18 protein-coding genes and 3 tRNA genes are annotated in these 17,776 nt (G+C 47.2%); 19 read left to right on the top strand and 2 right to left on the bottom strand.

Features of this window, described 5'->3' with window-relative positions:
- The first annotated feature begins 124 nt into the window (after window positions 1-124).
- The 9 genes from NSQ24_RS14705 to NSQ24_RS14665 all read left to right on the top strand — a co-directional run bounded on the left by NSQ24_RS14705 (window position 125) and on the right by NSQ24_RS14665 (window position 10,248).
- Window positions 125-1,882, top strand: coding sequence for an aromatic amino acid hydroxylase (locus tag NSQ24_RS14705; RefSeq protein WP_122958314.1), 1,758 nt, complete (start codon window positions 125-127; stop codon window positions 1,880-1,882).
- Window positions 1,883-2,015: 133 nt separating this feature from the next.
- On the top strand, window positions 2,016-3,533 hold the full coding sequence (locus tag NSQ24_RS14700) for an ATP-binding protein (protein ID WP_031932847.1): 1,518 nt from the start codon (window positions 2,016-2,018) through the stop codon (window positions 3,531-3,533).
- Window positions 3,534-3,783: 250 nt separating this feature from the next.
- Window positions 3,784-4,494, top strand: a complete 711-nt coding sequence (locus tag NSQ24_RS14695; RefSeq protein ID WP_003385623.1) for a cytochrome c biogenesis protein CcdA — start codon at window positions 3,784-3,786, stop codon at window positions 4,492-4,494.
- 14 nt (window positions 4,495-4,508) lie between these two features.
- Window positions 4,509-5,051: a TlpA disulfide reductase family protein gene (locus NSQ24_RS14690; RefSeq protein WP_024984185.1), complete on the top strand. Its 543-nt coding sequence runs from the start codon at window positions 4,509-4,511 to the stop codon at window positions 5,049-5,051.
- Between the two features lie 459 nt (window positions 5,052-5,510).
- Window positions 5,511-6,971, top strand: a complete 1,461-nt coding sequence (locus tag NSQ24_RS14685; RefSeq protein WP_327927883.1) for an IS1182 family transposase — start codon at window positions 5,511-5,513, stop codon at window positions 6,969-6,971.
- A 124-nt stretch (window positions 6,972-7,095) separates the two neighbouring features.
- A complete protein-coding gene (istA, locus tag NSQ24_RS14680; protein ID WP_024985200.1) occupies window positions 7,096-8,337 on the top strand; it encodes an IS21 family transposase in 1,242 nt (413 codons plus the stop codon).
- On the top strand, window positions 8,334-9,113 hold the full coding sequence (gene istB / locus NSQ24_RS14675) for an IS21-like element helper ATPase IstB (protein WP_024985201.1): 780 nt from the start codon (window positions 8,334-8,336) through the stop codon (window positions 9,111-9,113). The genes istA and istB overlap by 4 nt, the downstream gene beginning before the upstream one ends.
- Window positions 9,114-9,355: 242 nt before the next feature.
- Entirely contained in the window at window positions 9,356-9,799 is a 444-nt protein-coding gene (locus NSQ24_RS14670) for an HTH domain-containing protein (protein WP_003393230.1), read from the top strand.
- 59 nt (window positions 9,800-9,858) lie between these two features.
- A complete protein-coding gene (locus NSQ24_RS14665) occupies window positions 9,859-10,248 on the top strand; it encodes an IS3 family transposase (RefSeq protein WP_339168045.1) in 390 nt (129 codons plus the stop codon).
- Window positions 10,249-10,276: 28 nt separating this feature from the next.
- Here NSQ24_RS14665 and NSQ24_RS14660 read toward each other — a convergent pair whose 3' ends face one another.
- Entirely contained in the window at window positions 10,277-11,491 is a 1,215-nt protein-coding gene (locus NSQ24_RS14660; RefSeq protein WP_251247396.1) for an IS256 family transposase, read from the bottom strand.
- 42 nt (window positions 11,492-11,533) lie between these two features.
- Here NSQ24_RS14660 and NSQ24_RS14655 point away from each other — a divergent pair, with 42 nt between their 5' ends.
- A complete protein-coding gene (locus NSQ24_RS14655) occupies window positions 11,534-12,172 on the top strand; it encodes an IS3 family transposase (RefSeq protein WP_339166100.1) in 639 nt (212 codons plus the stop codon).
- A gap of 68 nt (window positions 12,173-12,240) precedes the next feature.
- Here the strand turns inward: NSQ24_RS14655 and NSQ24_RS14650 are convergent, their stop codons facing one another.
- Window positions 12,241-13,401: a CapA family protein gene (locus tag NSQ24_RS14650; RefSeq protein ID WP_003385620.1), complete on the bottom strand. Its 1,161-nt coding sequence runs from the start codon at window positions 13,399-13,401 to the stop codon at window positions 12,241-12,243.
- Between the two features lie 251 nt (window positions 13,402-13,652).
- Between NSQ24_RS14650 and NSQ24_RS14645 the strand changes: the two genes are divergently transcribed.
- The 9 genes from NSQ24_RS14645 (at window position 13,653) to NSQ24_RS14605 (ending at window position 17,662) form a co-directional block, all read left to right on the top strand.
- Window positions 13,653-13,853, top strand: a complete 201-nt coding sequence (locus NSQ24_RS14645; protein ID WP_003385619.1) for a hypothetical protein — start codon at window positions 13,653-13,655, stop codon at window positions 13,851-13,853.
- Window positions 13,854-14,259: 406 nt separating this feature from the next.
- On the top strand, window positions 14,260-15,015 hold the full coding sequence (locus tag NSQ24_RS14640) for a 2-phosphosulfolactate phosphatase (RefSeq protein ID WP_003385618.1): 756 nt from the start codon (window positions 14,260-14,262) through the stop codon (window positions 15,013-15,015).
- 130 nt (window positions 15,016-15,145) lie between these two features.
- Complete coding sequence (locus tag NSQ24_RS14635; RefSeq protein WP_122958313.1) at window positions 15,146-15,304, top strand: YycC family protein; 159 nt, start codon at window positions 15,146-15,148, stop codon at window positions 15,302-15,304.
- A 257-nt stretch (window positions 15,305-15,561) separates the two neighbouring features.
- Window positions 15,562-16,128 (top strand): thioredoxin family protein, encoded by a 567-nt coding sequence (locus NSQ24_RS14630; protein ID WP_003385616.1) that lies wholly within the window; start codon window positions 15,562-15,564, stop codon window positions 16,126-16,128.
- Window positions 16,129-16,306: 178 nt separating this feature from the next.
- Window positions 16,307-16,621 carry a hypothetical protein gene (locus NSQ24_RS14625; RefSeq protein WP_024984085.1) on the top strand — a complete coding sequence of 105 codons (315 nt, stop codon included), beginning with the start codon at window positions 16,307-16,309 and terminating at the stop codon, window positions 16,619-16,621.
- Window positions 16,622-16,723: 102 nt separating this feature from the next.
- A tRNA-Thr gene (locus NSQ24_RS14620) sits at window positions 16,724-16,799 on the top strand.
- Window positions 16,800-16,805: 6 nt separating this feature from the next.
- Window positions 16,806-16,890: transfer RNA gene (locus tag NSQ24_RS14615), tRNA-Tyr, on the top strand.
- Between the two features lie 25 nt (window positions 16,891-16,915).
- Window positions 16,916-17,002 (top strand) — tRNA-Leu (locus tag NSQ24_RS14610).
- A gap of 171 nt (window positions 17,003-17,173) precedes the next feature.
- Window positions 17,174-17,662 carry a MarR family transcriptional regulator gene (locus NSQ24_RS14605; RefSeq protein ID WP_339166097.1) on the top strand — a complete coding sequence of 163 codons (489 nt, stop codon included), beginning with the start codon at window positions 17,174-17,176 and terminating at the stop codon, window positions 17,660-17,662.
- Window positions 17,663-17,776: the final 114 nt, after the last annotated feature.

Here is a 17,776-nt window from a genome sequence, read left to right as displayed (position 1 = left end):
TTTTTTCATTCAGATAAGTTTTGCAATAAACATTCTTTGCACAATTTGTAACCTGATCATGATATGATAAGGTGAGTCGAGAAAACGCTTACATGGTTACTATCCTGATAAAGGGGAAGTGAGTATGAGTCGCGTAGAACCTGATTTTTCTCTCGTTCAAGTACCTATTCATCTGAAGGAATTTGTAGTGGAGCAAGATTACGAACAGTACACGCCAATTGACCACGCTGTATGGCGCTATGTCATGCGGCAAAATCATCATTATCTCGGGCAGACTGCACACAGCGCCTACCTGGAGGGGCTGCGGCTCTCTGGAATCAGCGTAGAGCGAATCCCCAACATCCGTGAGATGAATGAATGCCTGGCAAAGATCGGCTGGGGGGCTGTCACGATTGACGGTTTCATTCCGGCTGTCGCTTTCTTTGATTTTCAAGCACATCGCATCCTGCCGATCGCGTGCGATATTCGGCAATACGATCATATTGCGTATACGCCGGCACCGGACATCATTCATGAGGCGGCAGGTCATGCTCCGATTATTTTGGATGAGACGTACCGTTCCTATTTGAAAATATTCGGGGAAATCGGGTCCCGCGCGCTTTCCTCCAAGGAAGATTACGAGTTGTACGAAGCGATCCGCTACCTTTCCATCGTAAAAGAAGACCCGGAATCCACTGAGGAAGTCATCAGACAAGCCGAAGAGGAGCTGGAGCGCAAAGCAAAGGCGGTCCAGAATGTTTCCGAAGCAAATGAGCTGGCGCGTCTGTACTGGTGGACAGTCGAGTACGGCTTGATTGGCGATTGTGAAAATCCGCGCATATACGGTGCCGGTCTGCTTTCCTCTGTCGGTGAGAGCATCAGCTGCTTGCAGGATGATGTAAAGAAAATTCCGTTTTCGCTGCAGGCGTGCATCGAGACCGATTATGACATCACAAAACCGCAGCCGCAGCTTTTTGTATGCCGCGATTTCCAGGAGCTGATTGACGCGATTTTGGAATATTCCAAGCGCATGGCGCTGAATGTCGGCGGGACGGAAAGCTTGATCAAGGCGAGAAACATGCCGCAAACGACGACGGCCGTTTACAGCTCAGGGCTGCAGGTTAGCGGCATCTTGGCGGAGCTGGAATTTGACAGCCAAGGAGAGGCGGTCTACCTGAAAACAACAGGGCCGTCCGCGTTGGCTGTCGGAAATAAAGAGCTGCCAGGCCACGGCAAGCAATACCATGCCGAGGGATTTGGCTCCCCAATCGGCCGGTTGGCGGGGGAGAGCACACCTTTGGAGTGCTTTACGGATGAACAATTGCAGGAAAAAGGAATCGTGCCCGGAAAACGTTCTATCCTGTCATTTGAGTCCGGTCTCCAAGTGGCGGGAGTAGTCCGTTACATTCTCCGGGAGGGAGGACGGCTTGTGCTCATCGGCTTCGATGAGTGCACTGTGACGTATCAGGACAAAACGCTTTTCCAAGCAGAGTGGGGGACGTTCGACATGGCGGTAGGGGAGCGGATCGTTTCGGTTTTTGCCGGGGCTGCCGACAGGGAAGCCTTTGCTACAGGTACACACAAGCCATCCGTGATATCGGCCAGACAGTCCAGCTACTCACCTGAGCAAATCAGACTGCATCAGCTGTATCAACAGGTCCGAAACATCCGGGAGAAGCAGCAAGCTTTTGATCGCGATACATTGCTCACGATCCTCGATGAGCTCGACGCCGACTATCCGGAAGACTGGCTGATTCGCTTGGAGCTCCTGGAAATCCTTTATCGTCAGGCCGGGACGGAGCATGAACAAAGCAGGCTGCATTCCGTCTTGGAGAAGTTGAAGGATGCAAATCCAGACCAAAAGCAACTCATCGTGAACGGGCTTCAACTGCTCGGATTGTAAGAACCAAAAAAAGCGGCGTGAATTGTCCTGATTGGGTGGTCACGCCGCTTTACATTCCTTCATGTTTATGGAATAAATAGGGTATGAATGTTTTCTCAAATATAGAAACAAAAGACAAAGGAGCCGGTAGAGAGTGAAAAACCGGATAAGAAAGCACTTAACGAGACTGGCCCCTGAGTTGGCGGCCAAAACGTATGGGTTTCTGTCTGATCATAACCGAATCTCTGCATTAGTATTAGAAGACCGTTCGTATACGTTGTCTCGGTTGGAAACGTTCATTCTGAGCTTGATCGAATACATACATACAGGCGATCGCGTGAAGGTGGAAAAAGGAGCAAGAGAAATTGCGATCCATCGTTCCAAACAGGGAATTTCTCTGGCATGTGTATTGGAACGGATACGCATGTGCCGGGATACTTTGCTGGATCAAATGGAGCAAGATGCGCATTATTTCATTTTTACAGAGGAAGAGCGACTGGAACTGTATCAGATTCGATTGGATCTCTATCAATTTGTAGACAGCTTGATTGATATGTTTATTCACATTTTTGAAACGGAAGAAAGTCAGCGTGAAAAGGAAATGCAGACCGGCACTGCGACGCGTGAGCGGTTTTCCGAAGTGGCGGAACAGGAATTGGTTCAGCTTGTTCTGCAGTCAACCGATATCGCGGTGCTGATTATCGATCGCAACCTAAGAATTGTTGAAGCCAACTACTCCTTTGCGGAATTGCAGCAAGTGGAACGTCAGCAGATTATCGGTACGCACATAGATGAGACGTTTCGTCCCAGAGAAAATGAAAGGTTTGTTCAATGGGTCATCGAACGCGGCCAATCCGGACATTACGTCGCGGAGATTAACGGTACACTGACAACCGTCAGTACAAGTCCGATTTATCACAGGGGTGAGTTGTGGGGAGCGATTTCAGTCCTTAGAAACATCACCGACGCCAAGCGCTACGAGGAGGAGCTGACCAAGCGGGAAGCACTCGCGGCGGTGGGGCAGCTCGCTGCCGGCATGGCCCATGAAATAAGAAATCCCCTGACATCAATCAAAGGGTTTATCCAGTTATTGCGCGAACAGACGGAGACACGGCAGAACACCTCGTATTTTTCGGTGATATTGACTGAAATTGAGCGAATTGACGGATTATTAAACGATGTCTTGGTTCTTGCACGCTACCGGGACGACAAAATTGCGGCTGAGCGATTTCTGATCATGGATGAGGTTCTCGGCGTCATCCGTTTGCTCGAGCCAGAGTCCAACAGACGGGGGATTCGACTGGAGCTGAATTGGTCCGGTGATGAATGGTACATTTACGGGTATAGGGCACGCATCAAGCAAGCGGTCCTCAACATCCTCAAGAACGCGATGGAGGCAATCGCGACCAAGGGGTCTATCGTGGAAGTCTCGGTGTACGCGTCGATTAACCAGGTCGTCTTGACCGTCGAAGATGACGGTCCCGGTCTGGAAGATAAGGTATTAAAAAATTTATTCGTTCCCTTTTACACGACCAAGCCTGACGGGACCGGACTTGGGCTGTCCACCACACAGCGAATCATCCTCGACCACGGAGGAGAAATTTTCGCGGAGAACTCCCTGCGTTTGGGAGGGGCACGCTTTGAAGTAAGGCTTCCAATTTCAAATGGGTAATAAAGACAAATGATTCATGTACAAATGAGGCATTTGTCTTTTTTTCCTTGCATTTGAAAGGGACAGCACTCATAAGGATTTACGCTTGTCAGTATTATATAGAAAACGAGCATGATTCAAACAGTTATTGTTTACGTAACATTTATTATGTAAAAGAAATGGTAACGTTTTAAGACAAAGTGCCCGTTTTGCTTTTGAGCGGTGCCAAGTTTCGGTACAATAGAATTACCATTACCCCACGGAGGTATCTATGAGTGGAGATCTTTCCGTCTTTTTAGCATTTGGTGCGGGCTTTCTTTCTTTTGTTTCCCCTTGCTGTCTGCCCTTGTATCCTTCGTTCATTTCCTATATTACCGGCGTTACGATGGATGAGGTGAAAAAGGGAAGAGCTGTTTTCCAACGGCAGGCGCTATTGCACACCCTGTTCTTTATCTTTGGATTTTCGATTGTTTTCGTCGCCTTGGGACTGTCTACTTCCTGGTTGGGCAGCCTTTTTGCCTCCCAAAAGGATTTGATTCGCCAATTAGGGGGCATATTACTTGTGATCATCGGTTTGGTGATGCTTCAAGTCTTTAAGATGGACTGGATGATGAAGACGTGGAAAGTGGACCTGAAATCCCGGCCGATCGGGTATACCGGCTCCGTCCTGGTTGGAATTACGTACGCTGCTGGCTGGACGCCGTGTGTGGGACCGATTCTCTCCGGTATTATCGTTCTCGGCATGAATGATCCGGGGAGCGCCCTGTCTTATACCCTGGCCTATACTGCGGGCTTTGCGATTCCATTCTTTGTCATGACGTTTTTCATCAGCAAGGTCAAGGGAATCATGAAGTACTCTGACCGGCTGATGAAAGTGGGCGGTGCTCTGATGATCTTGTTTGGCGTGTTGCTGTATACGGACAAGATGACAGACATCACGAAAGTCCTGATTAAGATGTACGGAGGCTTCACCGGATTCTAACCCGGGGTGACCACATGAAAAGACTCATACTGGCAATGGTTATCGCTGTGCTTGTAGGCGCAGCAATCTGGCAGCCTTCTCAACAGACGGGTGCAGTGACGGTGGAACAAAGGCCGGAAGCAGGATTCGAAGCGCCGCATTTTTCGCTGCGAGGGCTTGACGATCAGACGTACGAGGTCGCAGGGAAGCGGGAGAAACCGCTTGTCATCAATTTTTGGGCGTCCTGGTGCGGCCCGTGCAAACTGGAAGCGCCGGACTTGCAAAAAGTTGCGGAGAAATACGGGCAGCAGGTGGACTTTTACGGTGTAAACGTAACTTCCAACGACAGTCTGGAGGGAGCGCAAGCATTTGTAAAGCAGTATAAGCTCACTTTCCCGATTCCGATGGACGTTACCGGTGATGTAGCCAACCGCTACTGGATTCAAGCATTTCCTACCACTTATCTGGTGGATAAGCAAGGGATCATCCGAAAGAAAATCATCGGAATGGTAGAGGGGCACTATCTGGAAACGGAATTGAAAAGATTGCTGGAAGGAAAAACAGGACCGCTGCGGTAGGGTGAACTGTGACCCATAAGATGGACACTTTAAAAAAGTGACCCTCTTGGAGAGTCCTGCAAAAGTCCACCTAATATCTGTAAACCGTAACCCTAGTGCCCTTAGGTACTGGGGTTTTAAGTATCGAGAATGTAGCTGTAGTGGGGAGAAGCATGTTTCCGATCTGCGCTCCGGTCTACGTCCTGCAAGGATGTGAAACTGTCCGCTCCACAGCGATCCCGGGGGAAGCGCAAAACGGCGCGCAGCTCCGGGGTTTACTCATAGATTGCGCTTCTGTTTCCCCGGGCTCGCTGTTCCGCTTGGCTGGACTCCGCCAGTCGCTCCGCCTGGAAACATGCTTCTCCTCCGAAACAGTAGGTTTTCAACAGGCTGAAACCCAATGCCCCTTCGACACTGGGTTTGTTGTACAATGAAAAGAAAACGAAAGAGTTGGAACCATTGCTACAGCCCTCTAAACAAATCACGGCATCCTTCCATGCCGAATTATATAAACTAATTCCCGCGGATCACCCTTTACGTAAAATCAATGAAATCGTAGATTTCACATTCATTCATGAGTTGGTTCGTTCCTCTTATTGTGAGCATTACGGAAGACCTGCTAACGAACCCGAACTCCTGTTTCGTCTATTGTTTTTACAAGTTCTCTACAATCTTTCGGATGAACGCATCATTCAGGAAACGCAGGTAAACCTCGCTTATAAGTGGTTTTTAGGTTTAAATCCAGAAGATCCCCTTCCTGACCCCTCTCAATTATCCCGCTTTCGTAATCATCGGTTAGGGGCCGGAGCCGTGGATGAGGTGCTTAAATCAGTTGTACGTCAGTGCATCGAAAAAGGACTTGTGAAGTCAAAGACGATCATCATGGATTCCACCCATACACTGGCAGCTTCACAAAAACAAAAGCCGCTTGAAGTACTGCGGGATGCGGCGAAGCGCTTATTCCGTGTTGTGGTGAAAAAGCATCCAAAACTCGAAAAGAAACTCCCACGGTTACCGGAGTTGAAGAAAGATCAAGAGGATGCTGAGAAGATCATGCTTCACTACTTGGCGGAACTTGGAGAGACTGTCGAGACTTTGTTACCCGATCATGAGGGTTCCATCTCGGAGAAGGTCAAGATCGCCAAGGCCATCGTGGAAGACGAACGTCTCCTCGCCAATAAAGGTATTATGTCGGCCATTGATCCAGATGCACGCTTTGGATGGAAGAGTAATACGAAATCCTTTTTTGGCTACAAAGAGCATATTGCCATGACCGAAGAAGAAATCATTACGGCTGTGGAGGTCACCGGAGGAAGTACGGATGACGGAAAACAATTCAAACAACTTTTGAACCAATCGCTTGACGTAGGAATAGAAGTACAAGAAGTGATTGCTGACACCGCATATTCGGGTAAAGATAACTTGGACGAGATGAAAGCCAAGAAGATTCAACCCGTCGTCCCACTAAACCCAATCGTACATAACGGAGGGCTAAGGCAAGAAGGTTTTGAGTACAACAAGGATGCAGACTTTGTTATTTGTCCGGCAGGACAACATAGTATCCGAAAGGCTGTCCAAGGAAGCAAGAGTGGCAAAAGTCGTTCTCTCGTTTTCTACTTCGATACGGAGAAATGTAAGACATGCCCACTTAGGGAAGGCTGTTTCAAACCAGGAGCGAAGAGCAAGACCTACTCCATCCGGATCGTGGCGGAAACCTACAAGGCGCAAATCGAGTTTGAAAACAGCGATACGTTCAAAGAACGTATTCGTCGCAGATCGATTATTGAGCACAAAAATGCTGAATTAAAAAGGTATCATGGGATGACCAAGGCCAAGTACCGTGGTCTCTTTCGTATGCGAATACAGGCAATACTTACGACTTTCGTCGTAAATGTAAAACGGATGATAAAATTGGCAGAAAAAATGCAGCCCGCCTCTTAAAGGAGAATGGGCTGCATTTTTCGTTAAAGTCCTTTTTTGTGAACGGCACTGTTAAAATCCTCAATAACGGCACTTGAAAATTCCCCACTTTCGGCAGAAAATCTCTCCCTGGAGGAGAGAAAATATGCTTAAGAATGGGGAGTTTTACTTGATCAAAGACATGAGACAAAGAGGAATGAATATCACACAAATTGCTGATTCATTAGGGAGGGATCGAAAAACAATTCGTAAGTGGCTGAAAAAGGATGAGCCTTCGAAATACCAACGATCTGTTAAAAAAACAAGCATTCTCGATCCATTTAAACCCTATATCAAAGCGAGAATGGAAGAAGGCTGCTTCAATGCTGTCGTTTTGTTTGATGAGATCAAAGCCCAAGGTTATCCAGGGCAAATTCGGCTCCTTCGCTCATTCATGGAACCATTGCGCCCGGTTGTTAAGACCAAGGCAACGCTCCGTTATGAAACGGCACCCGGAAAGCAAGCGCAAGTAGACTGGGGACATTTTAAGGTAGAGTGGAATGGTGGATATAAACGGCTGTACGCCTTTGTCATGGTTTTGGGATACTCGAGAATGTTGTATGTGGAATTTACAGAGAATGAACGGCTTGATACCCTCATCGGCTGCCACTTGCGTGCCATGCAATACTTTGGCGGCAGACCGGAAACATGCTTGTATGACAATATGAAAACCGTCATTGTCGGTTACGACGATCAAGGGCATGTATTGTGGAATGAACGATTTTCCCAGTTTGCAAGCCATCACGGTCTTACGCTGCGACGCTGCGCTCCCTACCGTGCACGAACAAAAGGGAAAGTGGAAAATGGAGTAGGATATGTTCGCAAGAACTTTTGGCCTCGGGTGCAGACGTTTACCAGCCTTCGTGACTTGAATCAGCAAGTACGTCATTGGTTGGATACGGTGGCTAATGTACGGGTACACGGCACCACGCATGAAAAACCAGTAGATCGATGGAAACACGAACAGTTGAAGCCACTTAACCCGATCCCATTCGAAGAGGTAGAACGCCATACTCGAAGAGTATCGAATGATTCACTCGTTTCTTACGGAGGAAGCCGGTATTCAGTCCCCTATGTTTATGTAGGTCATACGGTAGAAGTACAAGATCTCCAGAATGGCCATATCCGGATCTATCAGGGCAACATGATCATCGCTGAACATCCTAAAGCTACTCGTACCAAGCAAGTCATAACCAATAAAAAACACTTCGAGGGGATTCAAAACCAAATTGGCGCGAAGGCTCCCCAACCTATGCCGCGTTTGGTTCCCAATCCAAGCCCCGAAGTGGTGGAACGTGATTTGTCTGTCTATGAGCAGTTTGCTGACGAGGAGGTAATCGTACAATGATACTCCAGGCCCGTTTAGAAGAAGCCTTTGTACAGATGGGATGGGTACGAATCCCGGAAATTATTCACCACCACGCAGAAGAAGCTGCTGCTCAGAATATATCGTATTTGGAGTTCTTGGACAAGCTTTTGCAAGAAGAAATCATGGCCAAGAGGGATCGGTTTATCCGCATGAAAACGCGATTGGCTCATTTACCCTACCATAAAACGTTGGAGCAATTCGATTTCAGTTTCCAGCCCTCCATTGATGAAAGACGGATTCGTGATTTGGCAACCCTCCGGTTTGTACAACAACAAGAGAATCTCATTTTACTTGGTCCGCCAGGGGTCGGCAAGACTCACTTGTCTGTTGCTTTGGCTCTCGAAGCTATCAAACAAGGGTTGACGGTTTACTTTACAACTGCTCATGATTTGGTTCAGACGCTCCAGATTGCTCATCAAAACAATAGCATCAAACAAAAAATGCGAGCATTTATAAAACCGAATGTACTCATCATTGATGAAATTGGATATCGCAAAATGGATGAAACCGCAGCTCACTTTTTCTTTCAAATTGTATCAGAACGTTATGAATCCGGCTCAATTATCCTTACTTCGAACAAATCCTATGGTTCGTGGGGAGAGATATTTGGGGATACAGTACTTGCTACAGCCATCCTTGATCGATTATTGCATCACTCCCACACGATCAACATTAAAGGGGAAAGTTATCGCATAAAGGAGAAGAAAAAAGCAGGTTTCTTTCGACCCGAGTCAACCGAAGATAAAACAGAATAAACGGAATTTTGGTCGCCACCCGCCCCCCTCAGAGGGGGCATCATTCAGACAAACCTATTGCCTATAATGGGGAAAATTCGAGTGCAGATAATGGGGAATTTTCATTTGCAGTTGACATTTTGTAAAAAATAGTGTGGGTTACCCGATCCGCAAACCTCAAAAGAGGTATTTTGCAGGCCTCTCCTCTTGTGGGTCATTTTGTGTTTTAATCAACCTAATTCGAAAAGAGCGGGGGAAAATTTATGGGCAAAAAAAGGAGCAGTTCAAAGATTTTTTCGGAGCATGAAATAAAGCAGCTGGAGTCGAATCCAAATGTCTTGCATGTAACGGATAAAAGTATTACGTATGCTCCAGCATTCAAACTAGCTGCCGTTAAAGCATACATTAGCGGGCAAACACCTATGGAGATCTTTCGTAACGCAGGTTTTAACGTAGATGTCATTGGTCATGACAAACCCCATCAGTGCTTAAAACGTTGGCGCAACACGTATTCAGCTCTTGGAGAGAACGGGCTTTTAGAGGAACAACGAGGGAAAGGCAGTACTGGCAGACCAACAGGAGAAAGGCTGTCTATGGAGGAAAAGCTAAAACGTGCCGAAGCTCGTATCAAGCTGCTCGAGGCGGAGAACGACTTTCTAAAAAAGCTCGATGCGCTCGAAACGCAGAAGATGCAGAGGAAACATTGACGCCTTCCGAGCGCTACCAATTGATTAACCAAACCATCCGTCAACACAACTTGCAGCGAATGACACGTTATCTGTGTAAGCTTGCTTGCGTGAGCGCGAGCGGTTATTATCGCTGGCGTACTGCCGAAGAGGTTCGCCAGCTCCGTGAGGATGCTGATCAACACGACTTCCGACTTATCAAAGAGCACTTTGATGCTCTGCGTGGCAAGGCAGGAGCTCTTGTGATTAAAATGCGGATTGAACGTGTAGATGGCATAATCATGAACCATAAAAAGATTCGTCGATTAATGCGTAAATATAATCGGGTCTGTCAAGATTTTTGTGTAAACTCAATCAACCAATATATGAACAGGTTTCATCCCCCTAATTGGGACATCTTTTTCGGAGCCAATAGAGTCAAGGGCGTGAGGCGAAGCGAACCCTTGACGCGTTGGTGGAGAGAAAGATAATCCCTTCGGGGATGAAGCCTTTCATTTGTTAACGGATGTACGGCTGTACCCGATCTTCAAAGAAAACGGATAGCTGTAAGAGAATCTGGCCCCAGTTCTGAACTCGTCCCGTCCACTTTCGTAGAACATCCATGGTTACGAGATATAACATCTTCAAAAGGGCATCATCTGTGGGAAACATGGCTTTTCCTTTTGTCACCTTTCGAAGCTGTCGATGATAACTCTCGATCACGTTAGTTGTATAAATCAGCTTTCGAATCTCTGGAGGATATTTAAAGAAAGTGGCAATCTCGTCCCAGTTATTCCGCCAGGAACGAACCATCAAGGGATATCTACTGCCCCAGGTTTGTTCAAACTGATCGAGTTCTTCCAACGCGGCTTGCTCCGTTGGAGCCTTGTAGATAGGTTTTAGCTCGGACGTGATCTTTTTGAGATCCTTATAGGAAACATACTTGATGGAATTTCGGATTTGATGGATAACACATTTCTGAATCTCCGTCTTCGGATAACATGCAGAGATGGCTTCTGTAAAGCCACGAAGATTATCGACGCTTGTAATGAGAATATCCTGGACTCCACGATTTTTCAGTTCGTTGAGGACATGCAGCCAGAATTTTGCCGATTCATTCTCCCCAATCCAGATCCCAAGCACATCTTTATGACCGTCAAGGTCAATACCAATGACCATATAGGCGGCTTTATTGACGATAGCTCCGTCCTGTTTTACCTTAAAGTGAATGGCGTCAAGGAAAACAACAGCATAAACCGCTTGCAAGGGGCGATTTTGCCACTCTTTGATCATCGGTACAATCTTATTCGTTACATTTGATATGAGCGTTGGTGAGACTTCGATGCCATAGAGCTGCTGCAGATGGTCTTGGATATCGCGTGTGGATACGCCTTTGGCATAGAGAGCAAGAATTTGATCTTCGATCCCTGTAACATTGGATTGATGTTTCTTTACAATGTTTGGTTCAAAATCACCCTCTCGATCTCGAGGGACTTGGATGTCGACATCCCCGTACTCAGAACGGACGGTTTTCTTGCTATACCCATTGCGACTGTTGGTTGTCCGCTTGTTTTTCATGTCATGCTTGGCGTATCCAAGAGAGGACTCGATTTCAGCTTCCAGCATTTCTTGGATTGTGTCTGCGAATAGATCCTTTAACGCTGACTGTACGTCGTCCACTGACTTCATGTTTTTCTCTTTGATCCACTGCTTGATCTGCTCTTTTGACATCATAAAAATCTCCCAACCTTTCTACTCCTAATTGTAGTTTAGAGGTTGAGAGTTTACACAAAATATTTTACAGACTCATATAATCTTACAGCTACAATTAGACGTGCTAATCCTTATCGCAAAATGGCGAAAGCAACACAACAGCATCAGACATGCCCTAATCTGTTGAATCGCCGGTTTGACCAAGGGGAGCCAGAGAAAGTACTGCTCACGGATATTACTTATATGCACTACGGTAATGGTCAATGTGCCTACCTCTCGGTAGTCAAAGATGGGACGACAAAACAGATCCTAGCTCACTATCTTTCTTCTTCCTTAGAACTTTCATTGGTAGAGCGTACACTAGAGAATCTGCTTGAACGACTTGATGGAAATATCCATCCAGATGCCATTCTCCACTCTGATCAAGGCATGCATTATACACATCCTAAATTCCGTCTCCTTGTTAGGAAAGCAGGTTTTAAGCAGTCGATGTCCCGTAAGGGAAACTGCTGGGATAATGCTTCGATGGAATCGTTTTTCGGTCATATGAAGGATGATCTGGATTACAAGGAGTGCCAGACGATACAAGAGTTACGGGACCAAATCGACGATTATATCACATATTACAACTCGGGTCGCTACCAATGGTCATTAAAAAAGATGACTCCTGATGAATTCAGAAGCCATCTTTTGACTGCCTAGCTAATGGACTTTTTAAACTGTCTACATTTAAGGTCACAGTTCAGGGGAGGCAGCGGCCCTGTTTTATTTTAGTTCTCCGGATCAGCTTTTCTTTGAACGCTCCCGTCAGGCAAAATTTGCACATCTTTGGATAGCGATTCCATCCGCTGACGAAGCGCCTGGCTGTTTTCCTCATTCATCGGAACAGCTTGTCCCAGCTCGGCATGGTGGGGAAGCATTTTCAGCTGGCAATCGCCCGTTTTTGTACAGGAGGCCTGGAGAACCATCGTCTCCCATGTTTTAGGGTCGTTGGAACGGGTAAAGATAAAATTCCCAAGACTGTAGGCGATCCATTTCTCGTTGTACTGTTCAAAGCCCTGCAGCACATGCGGATGGCCGCCGATCACCAGGTCTGCACCCGCATCTATATATGCCCGGGACAGCTCCATCTGATGATCTACGGGATAGTCTTCCCGCTCTTTTCCCCAATGGGCGATGACAATGACCAGATCTGCTTGTCCTCTGGCCAGTTGAATGGCTTCCACGGCCTTTGCCGGATCATACGAGACCGCGATACCCGGCTTGTTTTTGCCTGCGTACCAGCTTACATTCGGGACGACGCGACTGAAGCCGAAAAACGCCATCCGAATGCCATTGCGCTCGACGTATGCCGGCGCATAGGCACGCTTTGCATCCGGGCCAGCCCCTACATACTCCAGACCGTTGTCTTCCAGCACCTGAAAAGTATCCAAAAGACCGCTTTCCCCCTGATCCATCGAGTGATTGTTAGCCAGATTCACCAGATCGATACCTGCTTCCTTCATAGCTGGAATTGCCTCCGGTGGAGACTTGTAGACGAACTCTTTGTTGGAGGCCGGTGTACCGTTTTTTGTAACAGGCGTCTCCAGATTGGCAACCGTAAAATCATCCTGTTGAAAGTATGGATGTACGTGGACATACGGAAAATCATATCCGTTTTCTTTCAACCTGGTTTCCACATGACCAGTCAAGATCACGTCGCCGACAAAAGTCAGGTTTACGGTAGCGGCTTGTTTGTTTTCACCTGCCTGCTCAGCAGGCTGGTCCGGCTGCTTTTCTTGGGAATGGTTCCAGAAGTTGTGCAGCAAATAAAAAACCAGACAGGCTCCCAGCAGGACAAACGTAAATAGAATCGTTCGCAATACAATCGTCAACAATTTTCTTTTTCTTCTGCGCTTCGCTTTTAAGCGGTCTATCCTTGTTTGATGCATCGCTCTCCCTCATATCAAAGCCTTCTGCCGCAAGGGGCGGCTTTCTTCAAAACATAAAGATAATTATAACATGCTGAAAAGCCAAAAGCCTAATCAAGCGGCCCTGGTTGCGGCTCTAGCAAGGGAGGAGACTGGGCTTCAAAGCCCGGCCCATTTTTGCTACTAGCGGTCTTTTTTTGTACCATTGCCTAAGGAGAACGGATTCCTTTGCCTCATATGATAAACGGACATGAGGCAGAGGAGGGATAGAGGTGTCCAAGCCAAAGAAGGGGAGAGGAAAGAAGGATTCCAAACAGCATCCCAATCAAGTGAATTTAAAGATTGTGACTTCCGGGACCTGCATGGTCTGCAAGGAGCCATGTACACGCGGTATGGAGTATGTAGAGAAGATGGCGCAGCCGGGAGCCGTTGGTTTTGGAGTGCCGTGTATTTTGACCAGGCCCCGTGCCTGATACGAGATCAGTTCCAGAGAAGGGAAACAGAAGTGTGAGGTCGGGGTAATCGCCTGCTTAAAGCTGTCAGGGCCGGGATTATCCCTTTATTTTTTGGTTTGGATATGTTTATTCGTTTGCTTATCAAGATTTTCATAACTGTATGGACTGAAGGAGGTTGACACGCCAAGTGCAATTCTAAGTGGAAAACGAGGAAACAGGGAAGCAGAGTAGAGAACAGAGAAGAATATTCCATAATAATAAAAAAGGGATACCCGATTTGGACATCTCTTAAATGATGGTAATATATGGAAGTTGCGTTTTGGAATCTATTATAAATTCTAATAAATATTGGATAAAAAGTCTATTTCTTTTTTTGGCACTATCAGATAATGACAGTAAGTCGAATCCAAAAAGGGTGCAAATCATGTTTGATCAAGAGCCATTTCTGGTAAAAGTGGAATGGGGAAAACGCGGGGCACGAGAAGCTGCCGAACGGGGGGATATTGCGATTGTCGTCGATGTTCTCAGCTTTTCTTCGACAATCGTTACTGCCATCCATCATCATGCGATTGTTTATCCATACCCCCCGCCGATTAATGAACAGGCTGCCGCCTATGCAGACGAGATCGGGGCAGAATTGCTGCTGGGAAGAGCAGAAGCGGCGAGAGCTGGAAGACCCTCTTTGTCCCCGGTATCGTTTGGGCCCAGGGATGCAGAGAAAAAATATGTCCTCTGCTCACTCAATGGAGCTGCTTGTTCCCGGCTTGCTGCCGGTGCCTCTGCTCTATTGGTCGGCAGTCTGTTGAATGCGACTGCTGCTGCTAAGTATGCGAATAGCCTTCAAAGAAAGACGGGAGCGTCCATCACTGTCGTTCCATGCGGAGAGTATTGGCAAGGCGGACGAGACGGCGAAAATGATCTTCGGCCAGGGATCGAGGATTATTTAGGAGCTGGTGCGATCATATCCGGTTTGGCGGGGAGTAAATCTCCGGAGGCCCTGGTCTGTGAGGGAGCATTTCGCGAGGGCAGGGACCGCATCGCAGATTTAATCTGGGATTGTGGCAGCGGGCGAGAGCTGCGTGAAAAGGGCTTTGCCGAAGACGTTCGCCACTGTGCCCGTCTGGATATGTATCAGGAGGTTCCCATTTTGGACCGGAACCACTTTCGAGATGCTCTTTAATGAAATGTAGTATGGATCATGGAAGACATCGCATCACCGACCTTGCGCGCGGCTCATACCGCGTATCTGGCAAGGCAAGCAGTGCTGTATTATACTAGGTGTACATAACGATGAAGGGAAGTGGTTGTCCATGAGACCACTCGCGATTTCGCCGGAAACGGCTGGGAAGCTGGCGGAAGCATTGCAGGTTCCTTTGGAGCGCCTGATGCACATGCCGCAACATATCTTGCTGCAAAAAATGATGGAGCTGGCAAAAGAAGAAGCGGAGAAAAAAGAGGCCGGGGAGTAAGGAGCTTTCCCTTTGATCTTCCACGAGCAAAGAGGCTTTATCAAAGAAGCTTCTCTTCGTACGACGTTCTCATGCAGATCCAACGCAGCATTTTCCTTTGCCTGCAACCGCCCGTCGATCGAGATGCTGTTGTACCGACAAACATACTCGCCATTGCGGTATCTGCAGCAATCCTCCCGATGTGCAAGCAGGCAAAGGATTTTCATAGGTCCTGGTGAATCATACCTACATAAGAACAAAAATTTGGAGGGGATCATATGGCAGTAAATGTAGCGCATAAATACGGAACTGGTGTAAAACCGCAGGATTTCATCCAGGGAATGACAAAAAATCAGGAAGCGTTCAACGATTGGTTCGAGAAGTTTGCTTGGGCCAGCGAGGAAGACCGCGAGTTTTTCGCATCGCTTCGCCATCGTGACGATCTGCGTTGCCTGATCATCGCAGCTGATTGGTGCGGCGATGTGGTTCGCAATGTGCCGGTTGTGCTCCGGGCTTTGGAAGAAACAGAAATCCCTACAGAAATCATGGTGATGGAAGACCACCTCGACCTCATGGATGAATTCCTCACCATGGGAGGCCGCGCGATTCCTGTCGTCATCTTTGCAGATACTGGCGGACATGTTCTCGCCAAATGGGGCCCGCGCCCGCAGCATGTGCAAGCAGTGATGACTGCTTTTAAACAACAGAATCCGGACCGGAATGCACCCGACTACGAAGAAAAGATTAAAGTCGCTCGTGCCGAGATGCTCGCCCAGTACGGAGAGGGCACCGGCTACCAGCAGGTGATCGTAAAAGAACTGCGGGACGTACTATCGGCTATTTAATTGCAGACAAGGAGCTGGAGCACCACCCGAGACCAGCCGAGATCCAGGGAAGCAGTTCGCTACGCCGGATTCGGGAGAGTGCTCATGTTGACAGAAAATCGGCTGTAAATAGAAGCAGGGATGGGAGCGCGGCTCAACGGTTCGCTCCTGTCCGCTTCTTTTGGAAGGAATGAAAAGCTTGCATTACTACGGAAATGAGACCATCATGTCATTGGAGCAGGTTCTGCGCCTTCGTCCAAATGAAGTCCGGATATTGGAATGGGTTCGTACATACGAGTTTCTTGAAAATCAGTATGGCCTCGATGATGCCGTCCCTCATTTTTTAGAGATAAAATGTGAGGCAGATGCAGTTAGGATCAGACGAAACAGAATCACCGATTTTCCCGAATACATTTGCGAAGAAGAGAAGACGTTTCCTGATGTGGAACAGGCCCTTGCTCTCTTTCATGAGTGGGCAAAGCAAATATTGGATCAGGTAGGGAACGACAAGTAAGAGGGTCTGAAGAAATTGAGTATGTATTGACAATATTAATTCTATTATGTTAGAGTTAAAAGCGTCGATTCGTTTTTCATAAAAGGAAAAACATCGATGTATGCCGATGTAGCTCAATTGGTAGAGCACCTGACTTGTAATCAGGGGGTTGTGGGTTCAAGTCCTATCGCCGGCACCATTTTTCGGGGAGATAGCGAAGTGGCTAAACGCGGCAGACTGTAAATCTGCTCCCTATGGGTTCGGCGGTTCGAATCCGTCTCTCCCCACCATCTTTTCTGTCAGTTTATAATTCGAGCCGGTGTGGCGGAATTGGCAGACGCGACGGACTCAAAATCCGTTTCCAGCAATGGAGTGGGGGTTCAAGTCCCTTCACCGGCACCATCATAGAGCGACGATATTCTTCGGGTCGAGGCACCTGAAGAATTTTTTTTATGTGGACCATCAGTCCCAACGATTTGCAGACTCTGCGGTCGGTACATCATGGGCATATTTCCTTTTGTTGACAACAGCTCTATAGCTGCTATATACTTTTTTCTTGAGGTGGTAATCAGCATGGACATGAATGAGTTGCGCCAAACTCAACTCAGTTATTACTTTTTGGATGCAGTAACAGCATATATGGATTTCGAGAAGACCACCCATTTTTTAAGAACAAAGGATGGCAAACAAATTTATTATGCGGAAATCCATACCGTATCGGCGATTAAAGAAAACGAAGGGATACATATTACCGCACTGGCTGAAAAGCTCGGTGTGACCCTTGGCGCTGTGTCCCAGATTCTGATCAAGCTGGAAAAGAAAGGATTGATCAAAAAAGAAAGAGACCCTCGCAACCAGTCTCGATTTCTGCTCACGCTCACTTGCGAAGGGGAAATCGCGCATTTGAACCATCTGAGGTTTCACGAAGCGTTTGATGATCTGGTTTACAGCGTTTTGGAGGGAAAATCCGAGGATCAGGTACGGTTTTTGAAACAATGTTTGATCGACCTGGCGGCAAAACTGCAGACCGCAACTGAGGAAGAGAAGAAGAAGCAAAAATGAGGAAAATTTTTACATAAAGACTATAGTACCTATAGACATTCAAATTGTGAATTCCACCAGAAATGGTGGAATAAAAAACAACATTAATTGAGAATGATTATCTTGTTCATTCAA

This window comes from Brevibacillus sp. FSL L8-0520, from assembly GCF_037963895.1.
Classification (GTDB): domain Bacteria; phylum Bacillota; class Bacilli; order Brevibacillales; family Brevibacillaceae; genus Brevibacillus; species Brevibacillus borstelensis.
The sequence above is the reverse complement of the archived record's forward strand: the minus strand, read 5'-3'. Positions and strand labels throughout refer to the sequence as shown.

Bases quoted from the DNA above. Each gene is read 5' to 3' on its own strand.
- NSQ24_RS14635 (WP_122958313.1), top strand. From the start codon at position 15,146: ATGAGACCACTCGCGATTTCGCCGGAAACGGCTGGGAAGCTGGCGGAA.
- NSQ24_RS14695 (WP_003385623.1), top strand. From the start codon at position 3,784: ATGAGTGGAGATCTTTCCGTCTTTTTAGCATTTGGTGCGGGCTTTCTT.
- NSQ24_RS14650 (WP_003385620.1), bottom strand. From the start codon at position 13,401: ATGCATCAAACAAGGATAGACCGCTTAAAAGCGAAGCGCAGAAGAAAA.
- istA (WP_024985200.1), top strand. From the start codon at position 7,096: ATGCTTAAGAATGGGGAGTTTTACTTGATCAAAGACATGAGACAAAGA.
- istB (WP_024985201.1), top strand. From the start codon at position 8,334: ATGATACTCCAGGCCCGTTTAGAAGAAGCCTTTGTACAGATGGGATGG.
- NSQ24_RS14705 (WP_122958314.1), top strand. From the start codon at position 125: ATGAGTCGCGTAGAACCTGATTTTTCTCTCGTTCAAGTACCTATTCAT.
- NSQ24_RS14605 (WP_339166097.1), top strand. From the start codon at position 17,174: ATGGACATGAATGAGTTGCGCCAAACTCAACTCAGTTATTACTTTTTG.
- NSQ24_RS14630 (WP_003385616.1), top strand. From the start codon at position 15,562: ATGGCAGTAAATGTAGCGCATAAATACGGAACTGGTGTAAAACCGCAG.
- NSQ24_RS14665 (WP_339168045.1), top strand. From the start codon at position 9,859: ATGACACGTTATCTGTGTAAGCTTGCTTGCGTGAGCGCGAGCGGTTAT.
- NSQ24_RS14690 (WP_024984185.1), top strand. From the start codon at position 4,509: ATGAAAAGACTCATACTGGCAATGGTTATCGCTGTGCTTGTAGGCGCA.
- NSQ24_RS14670 (WP_003393230.1), top strand. From the start codon at position 9,356: ATGGGCAAAAAAAGGAGCAGTTCAAAGATTTTTTCGGAGCATGAAATA.
- NSQ24_RS14640 (WP_003385618.1), top strand. From the start codon at position 14,260: ATGTTTGATCAAGAGCCATTTCTGGTAAAAGTGGAATGGGGAAAACGC.
- NSQ24_RS14660 (WP_251247396.1), bottom strand. From the start codon at position 11,491: ATGATGTCAAAAGAGCAGATCAAGCAGTGGATCAAAGAGAAAAACATG.